Genomic DNA, 16941 nt, shown 5'->3' with positions numbered 1-16941 from the left:
CATGCTGACTTATGAATATCAATAAACAATCGCCTATTCCGATTTATTATCAGATTATGGAGCAACTAAAAACCCAAATTAAGAGCGGAGAGCTGCAGCCGGATATGCCTCTTCCTTCTGAGCGAGAATATGCCGAACAATTCGGGATCAGCCGGATGACGGTTCGCCAGGCGCTTTCTAATTTAGTGAATGAAGGCTTGCTCTATCGCCTGAAAGGGCGGGGCACCTTTGTCAGCAAGCCAAAAATGGAACAAGCACTTCAAGGGCTGACAAGCTTTACCGAGGATATGAAAAGCCGCGGAATGACACCAGGCAGCAGGCTCATTGATTATCAGCTTATTGATTCAACTGAGGAGCTTGCAGCTATATTAGGCTGCGGGCACCCCTCCTCTATCCATAAAATCACTCGGGTGCGGCTGGCAAATGACATTCCGATGGCGATAGAGTCCTCACATATTCCCTTTGAGCTTGCGGGTGAATTAAACGAATCACACTTTCAGTCGTCGATCTATAACCATATCGAAAGGTACAACAGCATACCGATTTCCCGTGCCAAACAGGAGCTTGAACCAAGCGCTGCCACCTCGGAAGAAGCACACATTCTTGGTATCCAAAAGGGAGCGCCTGTCCTATTAATCAAACGAACAACATATCTGCAGAACGGTACTGCTTTTGAGCATGCAAAATCCATATACAGAGGCGACCGTTATACATTTGTCCACTATATGGATCGTCTTTCATAAAAAAGCCTCCAACCCTTTTCAAGGATTGGAGACATGGCGAAAATCAAACTGGTCTGGTGCCGGACGATATGTCTCTTTTTTCGTCTTGAACTTCCAGATCGGTGATTTCGTTTTGCCGTTAAAACTGTCTTCCACTATAATGTACCAATAATAAACAGACTGCGGTTCAAGATGATCCCAGCGGAATTCAGCTGTATCCCCGCTCTTCACTTGCTCTCGTTTTCCGAGCTCTTCATTGGTATATACGTTACATTCAAAATAATCGGTTTCCACCTTTTTGATTCTTGGCTTCAAATCAAGCGTAAGGGAAAATTCATCCTTGTTGCCATAGGTATCCGTATCATAGTAATTCTTATCCTTTACATACGGAGAGTACGTCGATACATGCACCATGTCATTGGCCTGATCAAATTGAAGCAAACGCAAATACCCTTGCCCGCCTTCTGGCCCGCCCTGATAATCGGCCAGCATTTGATGCACAAGACGATCCGGTTTCCCATCACCATCATCATCAAGCTCATCTGTCTTTCGCATCGCACTATGATAATGCCCGCTTAACACCATGACAACATTCGGGTTCGGCTTTACGATTTCTTTGAATATTTTCTCTCCGATCGGGCTTCTGTTTCCACTGACCAGCAAATACTCATGAAAAGCTAAAATGGCCATCCGGTCAGGATGCTTCTTCAGCACCTGATTCATCCAAGCGATGTCCTGATCCGTTATGCCCCATCCCATGTAAAGCATGAGATAATCGTTGCCATTGCTCGAAATCAGGTCATAATGCCCGCGGTTGTTTTTATAGGAACCGCCGTAATGCAATTTTTTATCAAAACGATCGCTGCCAAAATACTTGCCAAACGCCCTGTAGGAACCGTCCTTATGTCCGACATCGTGATTACCGGCCAGCACGCCGTATGGAATTCCGCTCTTATCCAGAACGGACATTGACCGATCAGCGTTTTTCCACTGTCTGATATCGGCGGAATCATCTACAATATCACCCGTGTGGAACACATATTTGATATTGAGCTGCTTTTGGTTATCTTTTATCCATTCGGTCTGTTTATCAAAAATATGCGGATAGCTTTCGGCGTAATACTGTGTATCAGACATCCAGACAAATGTATACATATCCTTCGCAGGAGGAATTTCATCCTGTACAATCACGTTCATTTTCGACTCTCGCACAAAATCGGAGGCGATCACAGACGCCTTCAGCGTAAATGATTTGTCATCCTTGGCGACAAAGCTGTCAACCGGCTGCCATTCATTTGTCCGATAATTCCAAGCATACATCGTCACCTTTCTCCCCGGCAAAGAACTGCCCTTCCAAACCGCTTCCGCCAAATCATTCTCATCCACGGATTGATCAACAGTCACTTCAAAGCGGTGATAAGGGAATAGCTCCTTCTTTTCTGTCGATACTGTTTTTCCATCAGCAGCAGATACCCGCTCCAATTCTTTATTCGTAAACGGAGTCTCACTTTCCGGCATAAAGCTTTTCGGCGGTTCAGTCAGTGACGCGTGCTTAAATATTTTCACATTGTTTCGCGCTGTATACTGAAATCCCCTATAAAAAGCAACATCCATGGCGTCATTCGTTGGATCCTTCACCCGGACAGAAAGCTTGGCCTTATGCGTGTCAGCTTCGTTGTCTATAACCTCCGGCTGGTACGGATGTTCTCGTTCTGTACTAAACGTCCTCTCAATAACTGTTTTATTGCCCGCAAGATCCGTTGCTGTCACTTTTAGAGAATGTTTTCCCGGCAGAAGTTCAGAGGATGACGTATGATATGGAAGTGTAATGCTTTCCCCATCTAAAAATGCTTCAGCCTCCTCAATTTTGCTCCATTTATCATACATATCCGCCTGCAGGATAAGGTTTCCTTTATACGTTTGCCCCTCGGTAATATTCGGCTCAATGTGAGGCCCTGAATTATCTAGCCTTACAACCAGGCTGACATTTTCCTTGCCGTTGCTTGCTTGAATATGGTGAGCGCCTTCAGAAAGCTTTGATGTATCCCACTCCAGCAACTGTGATGTAAACAGTCCGTCAGGCAGATTGAATTGAAATTGCCAGCTTTTATTCGAGCGCTGATTATCGCCAATCAAGAGTTCCTTCTCAGGGGAAACCCTCTCATCCCTGATGACCGTCCCATCTGATAATACCAACCGGGCGTTTTTGACTAAGAAATCATCACGGTTTTCAGCCGTATCAAACGGCGACACCTTTGAACCCGATCGTATTGTAATACGCTGCAGCTGCTTCCCTTTGCGCAGCAGCGTCTCCGGCAATGGAACAGAATAGGTGCGGTATTTATTTGTCGTATCATCGAACACTTTTAATACTTTGCCTTCCATCGTTACCGCGTTTTTAAAATAAAGATTCGTTTTCCTCGTATCAAACGCAAAATACACTTCTTTCTCCATCGCGGGCTCTGTCACTTGTTTTTTTCCGTCAATCCATAGCTTAATGCTGTCAGCTCGCCCGTCTGTCGTGGCTTTGAGAAACTGAGTTCCCGACAGCGTGTCTCTGTTTTCAATGTTCATCCGCAAACCGTGCGACTTGCTTGTTTGTTTAATATCAATCATTTTAACAGGCGTTCTTGCTTCATTAATCCCGTCCCCTGCCGCCACGTAATACTCTAGCTGATTCTTCCCGATCAATTCAGGCGAATACACAATATAATGGTAGAGATTATCGTTGCGGTCTTTTTCAGCGAGAATTCGCTTAAACGGTTTGTTTTCATCTGTCCGGTAGTAAAAGGCTGCTGTTTTCACCAGACTGCGATCCCTTATGTCAGCCCGCAGCTCAATGCTTTCAGCAGGGCGGACAGGCTTGCGGTCAGTCAAATCCTCAATGACCGGCTTTTCTTTATCCAGCTTGATTTTCCGTTTCTGCTCGGGTACCTGTGCCTGTAATACGGTTCCGGGAGACGGATTTTTTTCCCCGATTGAAATGTTCAAAAGTTCTGCAGTTCCGTTTAGCGGATACTTGTAAAGCACAGATGACAGCCGGCGCAGCGCATGTTTCCGATAATGCGCTGCCGAAATATCCTTTCCTGTATTCGTTGATATCACAACCGCCCGCGGCCTCGTATTGGCCATACCCTCTGTCTCGTCTATCACCGCGAGATTTTTTCCTTCTATTAATTGTGTTTGATAATACCGATTAAAATCCTCCGACGTCAATTCTGGATGCCCGGCAGGCTTCAGCCATATGACAAACGTTTCGCCGGATGGTATCAAAATCTTTTCATCAGTTCTCCAAATCAAATCGGAGTCTGGCCCTTCTTTTGGGTAGCGGTAACGGATATGGTAGTCTTTAAAATCAATCGTTCTGTCAGTCGTATTAAAAATCTCAATAAATTCATAACCGTCTGCGCGTCCTATGTTCTTCGTATCAACCGCCAGCTCTGTGATCAGAAGCTCTGGAATATGCGCAAGGTCAGCCTGGTATCCTTCAAGCTTCAGTTTCTGCGTCTCCGACTCCACCCGCTGCTTCCCATTCGACATCACAATGTAATACTCAATCTCGCTGTTCCAAATCAAACGTTTCGGAATTTGCGCCAAAAACTTGCGGACCGCCCCGGGTGTCGGATCCATCGGCACCATTTTGTAGCCCAGCTCATTACTTTGTTTATAAAAAAGAAAGGCGGAAAATGCTTGATACGAATTGTCGCGAACTTGAGCCTCAATCATTAGGTTGCTTCTCATTTCAGCTTTCACATCAATTTGAGGAGGATTTTCAAGCAAAGGTATGTAATGAGGCGTTTGAAATGGTTCCTGCTGTGTAACAGGAAAGGCTTTCGATTCATGATGGCCGCTAGACAAAACGGAAAGAAAAGACAATAGTACAGAAGCGATAACTGTGTATTTCCTCACCAAAACACCTCCCTTTTCATGTATTTTGCGTCTGAACAGGGAAGCTTATGAGTTCATTTTTAAACAATGTCCAATCTGACAAGGCAGATGGTATACGACATATACGTGGGACTGCTGAACAAAAAGCGAACACTTTACTTCACATTTTTTAAGGAGGCTGCAGACCATGTAAAAAAGCTGCCTTTGCGGGCAGCTTTTTTTTATTTTTTTCTAAGCGGCTCTAAAATGCCTTTTTGAATCAGCAAATGGAAGACCGACAGGATAACGGATGCCCATATCGCTGTGCCGAAGCCGTCGATTTGAAAGCTGTCACCCATAATGGCCGCAGTCATCATCAGCGTGATGGCGTTAATCACAAACAAGAATAGCCCAAGCGTCACCATGGTGACCGGCAGTGTAAAGATAATTAAAAGCGGTTTAATCAGCACGTTTAAGATCGATAAAATGAGGCTGGCGATAATCGCTGCCCCAATGCTGCTGATATGGATGGAGTCAATATATCCATCAATGACGATTAATAACAATGCATTGACTAAAATGCTGACTGCCCATTTTACCATGTCATTTCATATCCCTTTCTGACGGGACGATAAAAATCCAAATGATATAAATGAGCAAAACCGGCAAGACACTTGTCATAATCGCTAAGATGACAGTTATGACTCTAAGGAGTGATGCATCCCAATTGAAATATTCCGCGAGACCTCCGATGACACCGGCGATTTTCTTATTTTTTTCTGAACGATAAAGCTTATTCATTCGATCACCTCTGTGAGTACTTTAGTTTGATGGCGCCTGTTAATGATTCTGAGAAGACGGTGATGTTTTGATCATGTGCCTGATTTGAAGTGAACATCATTTCTTTTTGAATGGTTTCATTTTTTTCCTTCAACATCTCAACATCCATTAATTCATGGGACAGCGAACCAAGATTGCTTTTCAGCTCTGCCTTCACTGCGAGATCGTCTGGAATCGCAAGCTCCACACTCCCAGTCGTTGTTTTTGCATAAATGGAGCGGCAGTCTGATTCTGTTACGTTAATCGCAATATTTCCGTTAAAGCTTTGAACGTCAATGGATTCGCTTTTCCCTCGGAGATCGATCAATCCGTTAATGGTTTCCGCTTCTATCGTTCCGCAGCTGTGGCTGGCGAGCTTAATTTGCCCGTTGGCCGTTTCAGCTATGGCTTTTTCAGCTGTTAAATGCGAGAACGACAGCACGCCGTTTGTCGTTTTCGCTGAGAACTCTTTTACATGTAAATGTTCCCCTCTGATCGGTCCATTAAACAGCTTCACCCGAATCTTATCATACTCCTTTTGAGGAATATACAAAGTGACATTCGTTTTCATCGTCTTTTTCTCAGTACGGATAAAAAACTTATTTCCTTTGATTTCGCATTCAATATGCTGAAGAAATGCATGTCTCGCCGCATCCTGGCTGTCAGCGCGATATACCTTTGCCTGGCATTCCGCTCTGATATCCTCATCTTCCCAAGGGACGATATTCACGCTGCCATTGGCAATTTGCAGCTCAACACTGGAAAAGTCAGTATCTTTAAATTGAAAAATGTGCTGAACATCATATGCATGGCCGAAGTTTAAATCAAGGTCAACTTCCTTGACCTTTTTCACAGCAGAATCAATCCAGTCAAACAGCTTGGCTCCTAAAGACGGCTTGCCGCTTTCTTTTTTTGCCGTTGTAAATGGCTCTTCCTCGTCATGAACGTGAACTGAGAGCGCTGTGATTTTCTCTTCTTTTTCCTTATAGTCGCTGTCAAGCTTTTCAATCAGTGTCAAAGCCTCTTGTGCTGTAAGCTTCCCTTCCTCAACAAGCTTAAGGATTCGTTCCTTTTCTTGCTTCATTACGATCTCCTCCCCATTGTCTACTTATGCTGCACGCAGGACCTTAATGCCCTGAATCACATTCCAAATGATAATGCCAATGACAACTAAGAAATAAATAACCGCTCCCCCAATGATGACAAATACAGGAAGAAGGCTGTCTCCATCAATCGCAATGGCTCCGCCAAGTAAAGCAATAAAAAGGAACAGCCAGCCGACAAACGGAACAATGTGAGAAATAAGAGAACGTATCGCATGGCGTTTTGTTTCTTTCTCATTTACTACAAAATAAGCGACAATCGGCACAATGATTGGCGCAATGAACACACTGAAATAACAAAGTGATGCAATAATAGCTTGATTACGGTTCAATTCATTCCACACTCCTATTGTGAATTGCCCATGACAAAAGATCAGGGACGTTTTACTTATTTATACGTTTAAAATCTCTTCAGGTTTCAAATTCATTCTTTAGACATGCTCCGATTTACGGAAATTGGATTTTAAAAAGTTTTAGAAGTAGAATCTTCCGGCTATACCGATTACAATATGTAAAAAGCTTACGGCAACCAAGGAGGCTGGACAAGCAATGGAGAAAGATCCCAGTGACTATACAGTAACACAAGAATCAGTGTTAAAGCTGATTCATGAACAAAAAAGAATGAATCGTGAAATGATCGCCGAGCTTGAGCAGATTCATGGCCCCTTCCCGATCTCTCACGATATCCAATATATAAAAGTGCTGCTCGATAGCAGCAACACGCATATTGTTCAAGATTTAATGAGTGTAAGTAAGCAGCTGTATAAGAAGACTTTGTAATTGCAGAAAACATTTCATTTATGATAACTGAAACAAATCTAAAGGTTAGATGACAATATCTTGCCTTTTTTGTTTTGAAAATACAAGTGATTCCCTGGCTGTCACACCATGATTGTAACAAAAAAAGCCTGCCGGCACATCCAGTTAATGGACTCTGTCGGCAAGCTGTGACTATCAGAAAGAGATAGCTTTTCAGAAATTAACGTAACAATTGAAGTACGTTTTGCGGCTGTTGGTTTGCTTGAGCAAGCATCGCTTGAGAAGCTTGAGAAAGAATGTTGTTCTTTGTGAATTCGCTCATTTCTTTCGCCATGTCAACGTCACGGATACGAGACTCAGCAGCTGTTAAGTTTTCAGAAGAAGCACCAAGGTTGTTGATTGTGTGCTCTAGACGGTTTTGTACCGCACCAAGTTTAGCACGTTGAGCAGATACTTGATTCGTTGCTGCGTCGATAGCTCCAAGTTGATCGTCAAATGAATTAGTTGTGAAATCTGTTACTTTAATATCTTTAATTTTAATAGCGTCTGAACCTAAGTCAGCAGCTTTCATGCTCTCAATGTTTACACTTAACTGCTGTCCGCCATTTGCTCCAATTTGGAATGTAAGCTGTTTACCGCTTGCTTCTGAAAAAGAACCGTCTAACAGGTTTTTACCGTTAAATTGCGTACGGTCTGCAATACCTTTACTTCCGTCTTGCCCACCGATCTCTTCAATTAAAGAGTCCATTTCGTCTTGGATCGCTTGAAGGTCAGTAGTATCTTGTGTCCCTGTGTTTCCTGCTTGAACAGTAAGTTCACGCATACGTTGAAGGATCGCATGAGTTTCAGTCAATGCACCCTCAGCTGTTTGGATAAGAGAGATTCCGTCTTGAGAATTTTTAGAAGCCATTTCAAGACCTCTGATTTGTCCTCTCATTTTTTCAGAGATCGCAAGACCCGCTGCGTCATCTCCCGCACGGTTGATACGGAGACCTGAAGAAAGTTTCTCCATGTTCTTTTGGCTCGCACTGTTGTTTGAGGACAAACGGTTTAATGTGTTAAGTGCTGCGATATTGTGGTTGATTCTCATGTGTAAATTACCTCCATGTGTATTTATTTTGAAATCAAAGACTTCCTTTTCTTTGATTTCTGGCGTATGAGACTCCACTAAAGCTTCTAGCCTATGTAGATTCAGTTATTGATTAAAGGTGCCTTTAAACCCCTTAATAGGGTTTGTCTGCTTAATTTGGAAATCATCATCCGCCTTTCAATTCATATATCGACAGCAATTTGTAAATGTTTAGGCGTTTTCCCAAAGAAATTTTACCCAAAGACGATTCTAAACCTATTATCGTAAAGAAAAAGCTTGCCTGCTAAGCCCTTGGATGGACTTGCTGGCAAGCTGTTCTCTCTTTAAGATGTAGCCGTTTCTTTCGCTTCCAAGAGCGACTTCATGCGTTTTTTGTCACGCTCCATAACAGGCTTCAAATAACGGCCTGTATACGATTCTTCCGCTTCAGTGATTTCCTCAGGTGTTCCTGACGCGACAATGGTTCCGCCTCCGGCTCCGCCTTCCGGGCCCAGATCCACAATGTAATCGGCCGTTTTAATGATATCAAGGTTGTGCTCAATAACCAGTACAGTATCTCCGTTGTCTACCAACCGTTGCAGCACGACAAGAAGTCTGGCGATATCGTCGACATGCAAACCTGTCGTCGGCTCATCTAAAATATAGAGCGTGCGTCCGGTCGAGCGTTTGTGCAGCTCTGATGCGAGCTTCACGCGCTGCGCTTCTCCGCCCGACAAGGTCGTCGCCGGCTGGCCGAGCGTAATATAACCTAATCCAACATCATAAAGGGTTTGAAGCTTGCGTTTGATTTTCGGGATATTTTCAAAGAAAGAAAGAGCATCTTCAACCGTCATATCAAGCACATCAGAGATGCTTTTTCCTTTGTACGTCACTTCAAGCGTTTCCCGGTTATAGCGTTTGCCGTGACACACCTCGCATGGAACGTATACGTCAGGAAGGAAGTGCATTTCAATTTTAATAATCCCGTCTCCGCGGCAGGCTTCACATCGCCCGCCCTTCACGTTAAAGCTGAAACGGCCTTTTTTGTAGCCGCGGACCTTCGCTTCATTTGTCTGCGCGAATACATCACGAATGTCATCAAACACACCGGTGTATGTCGCAGGGTTAGATCTCGGCGTTCTACCGATTGGCGCCTGGTCAATGTCGATGACTTTGTCTAAATGATCCAAACCTTTTATCTCTTTATGGCTGCCGGGCTTCGCTTTCGCTTTATGAAGCTTCTGCGCCAGTGCCTTATGCAAAATTTCATTAACGAGTGTACTCTTTCCTGAACCGGAAACACCTGTAACTGCTGTAAACGTCCCAAGCGGGAACTTGGTATTCACTTTTTTCAGGTTGTTTTCTGAAGCGCCTTTAATTTCAATGTACCGTCCGTCCGGCTTTCTTCTTTCAGGAGGCAATGGGATAAACTTTTTCCCTGATAAATAGCTGCCAGTTAATGAGTTTGGATCTTTCATCACTTCTTCCGGCGTACCTGCAGATGTCACCTGTCCGCCGTGAATGCCGGCACCCGGTCCAATATCTATTAAATAGTCCGCTGCCATCATCGTGTCCTCATCATGTTCGACAACAATCAGCGTGTTCCCGAGGTCTCTCATATTTTTCAGTGCGCTGATCAAGCGGTCGTTATCACGCTGATGCAGACCGATAGACGGCTCATCTAAAATATAAAGCACACCGGATAAGCGCGAGCCAATTTGAGTCGCCAGCCTGATGCGCTGTGCCTCTCCACCGGACAGCGTTCCCGCTGCCCTGCTCAATGTCAGGTAATCAAGGCCGACTTTGTCCAGAAAGCTTAAGCGCTCCACAATTTCGCGCAAAATCAAATTGGCGATCTGCATATCCTTCTCAGAAAGGGTAAGGCCTTTGAAAAAGGCGAGTGCGTCGGCCACAGACTGCTCGGTAATTTTTCCGATGTGGCGTCCGTCAATCAATACGGCAAGCGCCTCTTTCTTTAACCGATAGCCTTTGCATGTCGGACAAGATTTTTGGGACATATACTGCTCCATTTGCTCACGGATAAAATCAGAGCCTGTCTCCTTATAGCGTCTTTCAATGTTGCGCAATACGCCTTCAAATTGAATTTCACCTTCACGGATTTGTCCAAAATCATTTTCATATCGGAAATAAATCAGGTCATCTCCGCTGCCGTACAGCACTTTATCCAGTTGATGCTTCGGCAGATCTTTGACCGGCACATCCATATCAATCCCGTAGTGGGTGCAGACTGCCTCAAGCAGCTGAGGATAATATTGCGAGCTGATCGGTGTCCAAGGGGCGACCGCATTCTCCTTCAATGACAAATCTTGATTGGGGATGACAAGGTCAGCATCCACTTCAAGCTTCATTCCGAGACCGTCACACGTCGGACACGCCCCGAACGGACTGTTAAACGAAAACAGGCGCGGCTCAAGCTCACCGATTGAAAATCCGCAGTGCGGACAGGCATGATGCTCGCTGAACATCAGCTCTTCCTCACCGATGACATCAATCATAACCCGTCCTTCACCTAAACGGAGCGCCGTTTCCAATGAATCTGCCAGACGGGCAGCCACGCCTTCTTTCACCACAATCCGGTCAATGACAACCTCAATGGAATGCTTCTTATTCTTTTCTAATTCGATATCGTCAGAAAGCTCAGCCATCTCGCCGTCAATTCTGACTCTGACATAGCCTTGTTTTCTAATCTGTTCAAGCACCTTGACATGGGCGCCCTTTCTGCCGGATACAATCGGCGCCAGCACCTGAAGCTTCGTCCGTTCCGGGTATTCCAGAATTCTGTCCACCATTTGCTCGATGGTCTGGGATGTAATCTCAATTCCGTGCTCCGGGCAATGAGGCTTCCCTACTCTCGCATATAAAAGACGCAGATAGTCATAAATCTCCGTTACCGTACCGACAGTAGACCTCGGATTGCGGCTCGTTGTTTTCTGATCGATGCTGATGGCGGGAGACAGTCCCTCAATTGCATCAACATCAGGCTTATCCATTTGCCCTAAAAACTGGCGGGCATAAGCAGACAGCGACTCGACATACCGTCTCTGTCCTTCAGCATATATCGTGTCAAAGGCAAGGGAGGATTTTCCTGATCCAGACAAACCTGTGACAACGACAAGCTGATCTCTCGGAATTGTTACATCTATATTTTTCAGGTTATGCGCCCTGGCTCCCTTCACCTCTATCCGATCCATAGCCATTTGTTCATCATCCTTCCGCTTTTAGCTCTAAAAGTAAATCGCGAAGCTCCGCGGCTCTTTCAAAGTCAAGCGCCTTGGCGGCTTCCTTCATTTCATGCTCCATCTGTTCAACGACTTTCTGGCGTTCTTTCTTCGTCATTTTCGACAGCTTCGGCGCGGCTTTTGTTTTGTATTCCGCTTTATCCTCAGCTGCTACTGTGGCACGAATGACATCGCGAATTTCTTTATTTATCGTTTTCGGCGTAATGCCGTGCTCTTCATTAAACCGCTCCTGCTGCTCGCGGCGTCGTTTTGTTTCATTGATCGCAATTTCCATAGACTTCGTTATTTTATCGGCGTACATAATGACGCGGCCTTCCGCATTCCTCGCTGCCCGCCCAATGGTCTGGATCAGCGAACGCTCCGAACGAAGGAAGCCTTCCTTATCCGCATCCAAAATCGCAACTAAGGATACTTCGGGAATGTCCAGCCCTTCCCTCAGCAGGTTGATGCCGACAAGCACATCGTACTTGCCAAGGCGCAAGTCACGAATAATTTCAATCCGTTCAAGCGTCTTGATCTCAGAATGCAGATAATTTACTTTAATGCCGATTTCCTTTAAATAATCAGTCAGATCCTCTGACATCTTCTTCGTCAAAGTTGTTACAAGCACCCGTTCATTCCGCTCGATCCTTGCTTGAATTTCGCCAATCAAGTCGTCAATCTGGCCTTCGATTGGACGGACATCGATAAGCGGGTCAAGAAGCCCCGTCGGACGAATGATCTGTTCGACCATTTCATCTGTATGTTCAATCTCGTACGGCCCTGGTGTTGCTGATACATACACGATATTGTGCATATGCTTTTCAAATTCCTCAAAACGAAGCGGACGGTTATCAAGGGCTGATGGAAGCCGGAAGCCGTGATCCACGAGCACCTGTTTCCGCGCCTGGTCTCCGTTAAACATGCCGCGCACCTGAGGAATGGTTACATGCGACTCATCCACCACGATCATAAAATCGTCCGGGAAATAATCAAGAAGTGTATACGGCGTTGAACCTGGAGGCCGCAGAGTCAAATGTCTTGAATAGTTCTCGATGCCGGAACAGAAACCCATTTCACGCATCATTTCAAGATCATATCTTGTCCGCTGCTCTAAACGCTGCGCTTCAAGCAGCTTGCCGTTTTCGTGCATGACCTTCAGCTGTTCCTCAAGCTCTTTCTCGATATTTTGGATCGCTTTCTCCATTTTCTCGGCCCGCGTTACGAAGTGGGACGCCGGGAATATCGCAACATGATCACGGTCGCCGAGAATTTCTCCTGTCAGCGCATCCACTTCCCGAATCCGTTCAATTTCGTCACCGAAAAATTCAACTCTGATACAATGCTCATCACGGGATGCCGGGAAGATTTCCACTACATCCCCGCGCACACGAAATGTACCGCGCTGAAAGTCGATATCGTTGCGGGCATATTGGATGTCTACAAGTTTTCTGAGCAGCTCGTTGCGCTCAATTTCCATTTCAGTCCGCAACGACACGACCATTTCCCGGTATTCCTCAGGCGAACCGAGGCCGTATATACAAGACACACTCGCAATAATAATGACATCTCTACGCTCAAACAGAGCCGATGTGGCGGAGTGTCTCAGTTTATCAATTTCATCATTAATACTTGCGTCTTTCTCTATAAATGTATCCGTTTGAGGCACATACGCCTCCGGCTGATAATAATCATAGTAACTGACAAAGTACTCGACAGCATTGTTCGGAAAAAATTCCTTGAACTCACTGTAAAGCTGTCCGGCAAGGGTTTTGTTATGGGCAATCACGAGAGTCGGCTTATTGACTTCTTTAATCAAATTGGACACCGTAAATGTTTTCCCAGTTCCTGTCGCACCCAGCAGAGTCTGATGCTTCTTGCCCTCCTGAATTCCTTTTACAAGCTTTTCAATGGCTTTCGGCTGATCTCCCTGGGGCTGATATTTCGAGACTAACTCAAAGCGATCTTTCACAAAAATAAGCCTCCGTTTCTTTAACGAAATCTTCCTATAGATATAGTAACACAATGGAAAGCAAAATCACTAAAAATACGAACTAAAGTTCGGTGGTTTTTATTTCCATTTGTTTTTGTGTATAAAAAACCTGCTTTTTAAACGTAAAAGCAGGTATTCGGTCTTTATATTCATTATGTCCGATTTATTCTTCTTTTTTCTCTGCAGCTTTTTTGGCCATATACAGTCCGCCAGCCACAAGAGATACAACATCCAATCCTACAATAAAATACGTTTCTGTATAGCCTTTTAAATAAGAGGCAAACAGCAATGCAGCTGTTAGAGCGATCGCCACATAATGATTAAAAGTGACTCTAGTAAATAGAACGACAAGCATAAAAGGGAAAAACAATGCAAAAACGGCTTTTGTAATCAACAAAAACCCTCCTCAGGGATTCTTCATCTGATCTGATTATAGTAAAAAATGAAGAATCGGACAATCGTCCATTCGCTCCCTCTCCTACACCATACCCCTTTTCAGCCAAAATCAATCACCATATTTGCATTTTGGTGCCGGAAAATACTTATTCCATTGTGCTGCTGTTCCACACAGCAGCACTTTTTTTGTTTACATCATCAAGTCCGCCGCCAGATTCCGAGAATAAAAGAAAATAGGTATACAGCACCAGTGCGTCCGTATATTTCATGATAATATAACCAACTTTACTATTCATTTTATTTAGGACTTTCTGCGTTTGACAGCATTTTCCTGAAAACCTACAATGGAATGATAGTGTTTACTATCATTTTTTAAACACAGGCTCCGCCATAAAAAGACTAGAGAGAAAAATAAAATGAAGGAAAGAGGGGTTTTCAACTATGTATTCTGTTTTATTTCGCCAGGCAGAAGAGTCCAGCCAGATGGCTGGAGCAAAAGGAATGAATTTGATTAAATTGACCAAACACGGTCTTCCTGTTCCGGACGGGTTTATTATTCAAACGAACGCGCTCGCACGTTTTATGGAGGACAACCAGCTTCATGAGACTAGTGAAAACGTCGAAAGCGGGATCATTTCCGGAACATTTTCGGATGAGCTGAAAGATGAGCTGACTAGTTCCTTTTATCAGCTTAGAGAATCATATCGATCCGTAGCCGTGCGTTCTTCATCTGCTTCGGAAGATTTAGAAGGCGCCTCATTCGCGGGTCAGTATGAAACCTACTTAAATATCAAAACAGAGGAAGAGTTTCTGGCTAAAGTGAAAGAATGCTGGGCCTCATTTTTTTCAGGGCGAGTCAGCAGCTATAAGAAAAAAATGAACAACCAAATCACAGAGCCGTTAATGGGAGTGGTCGTTCAGGGCCTGATCAATTCAGAAGTGTCAGGTGTTATTTTCAGCCGCAACCCTGTTACCCATGATGATAGAGAGCTTTTAATCAGCGCCAGCTACGGGTTGGGTGAAGCTGTCGTTTCAGGAAGTGTTACCCCAGACACGTTCATTGTTCATAAATCTTCGTTTCAGATTCAGAAAGAAATAGGGGCAAAGGAAATCTACATGGAGTCTGCGGCAGAGGGAATTGCTGAAAAGGAAACGAGTGAAGACATGCGGAGCCGTTTTTGCCTTATAGATGAACAAGTGATTGAATTGGCTGAGATCACAAAAAAAACTGAAAACCTGTACGGGTATCCTGTTGATATAGAATTTGGAATTGCTGATCATCAAGTATACCTTCTGCAAGCTCGCCCGATTACAACCATTGAACAGGACAAAAGGGCGGCAGAAGAAAAACGCAGCTTCATGATTACCGACGCTGATATGAATGATTTCTGGCTTAACATGGAGTCTAATATTGAAGGTCCGGTGAGTCCGTTATTTTCATCCTTCATCGTGCCGGCATTGGAATATGGCTTGAAGAAGAGCATGCAAAAGTTTCCGATTGGTGTAGTTGTTGATGAAGTAAAACTTTATCGCGGACATATTTATTCGAAAAACCAAGGAGGGCAGCAGCCACCTGCTGAAGACTGTGGCAAAGAGCTTTTTCCAATTTTATCGGAGCGTATGTATGACATCATCAATCACACGTACCTTCCATTTTACGAGACGCTAGATCAGCTCGCGCAAACTGAGCATACCGCAGAAAGCGCACTGGATGCTTTTCGACAACTAAAGGCCTTTTATCCCACGGCATATGAAGAGCACTTCAATATCGTTTTCCCGCAAATCCTTCTAACAAACAAACTGCAAGCGATGTATCAGGACATTCAAGGAGAGTCCGAAAACGCTCATTTTTACGAGATGCTGACAGGGAAAATGAACAAATCGCTGGAAACTGACCGTCGCCTATGGCTATTTTCCGTTGAAGTTCAGGAGAATCCGCATCTCTTGGCCATTTTTGAAAACAACAAGCCTGAACAGCTCCAAGAGAAATTGGAACAAACAGATGAGGGAAGACACTTCCTGAAGAACATCCATGAATTCTTGCAAGAATACGGATGGAGATCTGTTAAAAGTCATGATCTGGTTGAACAAATCTGGGCGGAAAATCCGTATTTTGCTCTGGCCAATATTCAAAATTATGTCCGTAATGGCTATCATTTTGACAATGAATTTCAGAAAACGAAAGAAAAACGAGAGAAATTATACAATGAATTCTTGGAAAACATAGAAGATCCCGATTTACGCACAGAATTTGACCGCCTCTATCAATGGACGCTGAACTCTGCAAATATAAAAGATGATCACCACTTTTATATTGACGCCATGCTGGATGCCAAGGCGAGAATCTTTCTGCTGAAGGTAGGTGAATTGCTGGCGGAAAACGGTGTTATTCAAGATCGTGAGGATCTTTGGTTCTTATATGACGACGAAGTGGAACACGCGCTTCTTCACCCTGTATCCCTGCAAGAAAAGGCTGAAAAACGCAGGCAGACCTTTCATGAGTATGAGCTGGCCCAGGCCCCTGCCTATCTCGGCACCCCGACAAAAGAACAGCTCAAAGCTGCTGAAGAAATCGTCGGCGCTGTGATAGAGGATGAAAAAAACACAGAGAATCATATTTTTGGCATTGCGGCATCAAGCGGCATTGCGACAGGCCCGGTGAAGATCATTCGGGACGCCAGTGAATTTTCGCAATTCGCGCCTGGGGACGTACTCGTTTGCAAAATGACCACACCGCTGTGGACCAGCCTGTTTCAAGACGCCAAAGCGGTTATTACAGACACAGGCGGCATTTTGTCTCACGCTGCGATTATTGCCCGTGAATACGGCATTCCAGCCGTTCTCGGCACACGCACGGCAACAGAAAGACTGCGAGACGGAGACATCATCACGGTTGACGGAAGCAGCGGCAAAATCACAGTTGTCAGCCGGTCCTAATGCGTCCCCTCTTTCTTATACAAGCGGGGCAGGTGTA

At 44.6% G+C, this 16941-nt stretch carries 13 protein-coding genes; 3 read left to right on the top strand and 10 right to left on the bottom strand.

Annotation, left to right across the window (positions count from 1 at the left end):
* Nucleotides 1-11 precede the first annotated feature (11 nt).
* Nucleotides 12-743 carry an N-acetylglucosamine utilization transcriptional regulator NagR gene (nagR, locus tag BLL41_RS07220; RefSeq protein ID WP_071577318.1) on the top strand — a complete coding sequence of 244 codons (732 nt, stop codon included), beginning with the start codon at nt 12-14 and terminating at the stop codon, nt 741-743.
* Nucleotides 744-761: 18 nt separating this feature from the next.
* On the opposite strand, the gene BLL41_RS07215 is transcribed toward nagR, so the two are convergent.
* From BLL41_RS07215 to yvlA, 5 genes are all read right to left on the bottom strand, one after another.
* On the bottom strand, nt 762-4631 hold the full coding sequence (locus tag BLL41_RS07215) for a lamin tail domain-containing metallophosphoesterase family protein (RefSeq protein ID WP_071577317.1): 3870 nt from the start codon (nt 4629-4631) through the stop codon (nt 762-764).
* A 200-nt stretch (nt 4632-4831) separates the two neighbouring features.
* Entirely contained in the window at nt 4832-5191 is a 360-nt protein-coding gene (locus BLL41_RS07210) for a phage holin family protein (RefSeq protein WP_071577316.1), read from the bottom strand.
* 1 nt (nt 5192) lies between these two features.
* Entirely contained in the window at nt 5193-5390 is a 198-nt protein-coding gene (locus BLL41_RS07205; protein ID WP_003228065.1) for a PspC domain-containing protein, read from the bottom strand.
* A 4-nt stretch (nt 5391-5394) separates the two neighbouring features.
* Nucleotides 5395-6492, bottom strand: a complete 1098-nt coding sequence (locus BLL41_RS07200) for a DUF4097 family beta strand repeat-containing protein (RefSeq protein ID WP_040081688.1) — start codon at nt 6490-6492, stop codon at nt 5395-5397.
* Nucleotides 6493-6516: 24 nt separating this feature from the next.
* On the bottom strand, nt 6517-6843 hold the full coding sequence (yvlA, locus tag BLL41_RS07195) for a protein YvlA (RefSeq protein WP_014665526.1): 327 nt from the start codon (nt 6841-6843) through the stop codon (nt 6517-6519).
* Between the two features lie 217 nt (nt 6844-7060).
* Here yvlA and BLL41_RS07190 point away from each other — a divergent pair, with 217 nt between their 5' ends.
* Nucleotides 7061-7291 (top strand): hypothetical protein, encoded by a 231-nt coding sequence (locus BLL41_RS07190; RefSeq protein WP_003235419.1) that lies wholly within the window; start codon nt 7061-7063, stop codon nt 7289-7291.
* A 199-nt stretch (nt 7292-7490) separates the two neighbouring features.
* Here the strand turns inward: BLL41_RS07190 and hag are convergent, their stop codons facing one another.
* From hag to BLL41_RS23010, 5 genes are all read right to left on the bottom strand, one after another.
* Complete coding sequence (gene hag, locus BLL41_RS07185; protein WP_071577315.1) at nt 7491-8360, bottom strand: flagellin Hag; 870 nt, start codon at nt 8358-8360, stop codon at nt 7491-7493.
* A gap of 323 nt (nt 8361-8683) precedes the next feature.
* Nucleotides 8684-11557 (bottom strand): excinuclease ABC subunit UvrA, encoded by a 2874-nt coding sequence (gene uvrA / locus BLL41_RS07180; RefSeq protein ID WP_071577314.1) that lies wholly within the window; start codon nt 11555-11557, stop codon nt 8684-8686.
* 7 nt (nt 11558-11564) lie between these two features.
* Nucleotides 11565-13550 (bottom strand): excinuclease ABC subunit UvrB, encoded by a 1986-nt coding sequence (gene uvrB / locus BLL41_RS07175; protein WP_003228054.1) that lies wholly within the window; start codon nt 13548-13550, stop codon nt 11565-11567.
* A gap of 184 nt (nt 13551-13734) precedes the next feature.
* On the bottom strand, nt 13735-13965 hold the full coding sequence (locus BLL41_RS07170; RefSeq protein ID WP_003228053.1) for a CsbA family protein: 231 nt from the start codon (nt 13963-13965) through the stop codon (nt 13735-13737).
* 148 nt (nt 13966-14113) lie between these two features.
* Entirely contained in the window at nt 14114-14236 is a 123-nt protein-coding gene (locus BLL41_RS23010; protein ID WP_256252398.1) for a hypothetical protein, read from the bottom strand.
* A 172-nt stretch (nt 14237-14408) separates the two neighbouring features.
* On the opposite strand from BLL41_RS23010, the gene BLL41_RS07165 reads away from it, so the two are divergent.
* The gene (locus BLL41_RS07165; RefSeq protein WP_071577313.1) at nt 14409-16904 is read left to right on the top strand and encodes a PEP/pyruvate-binding domain-containing protein; all 2496 of its coding nucleotides are present in this window, start codon (nt 14409-14411) and stop codon (nt 16902-16904) included.
* Nucleotides 16905-16941 lie beyond the last annotated feature (37 nt).

Origin of the sequence: Bacillus sp. FMQ74, assembly GCF_001875785.1 — a bacterium.
Classification (GTDB): domain Bacteria; phylum Bacillota; class Bacilli; order Bacillales; family Bacillaceae; genus Bacillus; species Bacillus stercoris.
Note: the sequence above shows the minus strand (reverse complement) of the source record. Positions and strands in the feature narration are given on the sequence as shown.

Excerpts from the sequence above, each read along its gene's own strand:
- nagR (WP_071577318.1), top strand. The coding sequence starts at position 12 with ATGAATATCAATAAACAATCGCCTATTCCGATTTATTATCAGATTATG.
- BLL41_RS07210 (WP_071577316.1), bottom strand. The coding sequence starts at position 5,191 with ATGGTAAAATGGGCAGTCAGCATTTTAGTCAATGCATTGTTATTAATC.
- BLL41_RS07205 (WP_003228065.1), bottom strand. The coding sequence starts at position 5,390 with ATGAATAAGCTTTATCGTTCAGAAAAAAATAAGAAAATCGCCGGTGTC.
- BLL41_RS07200 (WP_040081688.1), bottom strand. The coding sequence starts at position 6,492 with ATGAAGCAAGAAAAGGAACGAATCCTTAAGCTTGTTGAGGAAGGGAAG.
- BLL41_RS07190 (WP_003235419.1), top strand. The coding sequence starts at position 7,061 with ATGGAGAAAGATCCCAGTGACTATACAGTAACACAAGAATCAGTGTTA.
- hag (WP_071577315.1), bottom strand. The coding sequence starts at position 8,360 with ATGAGAATCAACCACAATATCGCAGCACTTAACACATTAAACCGTTTG.
- uvrA (WP_071577314.1), bottom strand. The coding sequence starts at position 11,557 with ATGGCTATGGATCGGATAGAGGTGAAGGGAGCCAGGGCGCATAACCTG.
- BLL41_RS23010 (WP_256252398.1), bottom strand. The coding sequence starts at position 14,236 with ATGAAATATACGGACGCACTGGTGCTGTATACCTATTTTCTTTTATTC.
- BLL41_RS07165 (WP_071577313.1), top strand. The coding sequence starts at position 14,409 with ATGTATTCTGTTTTATTTCGCCAGGCAGAAGAGTCCAGCCAGATGGCT.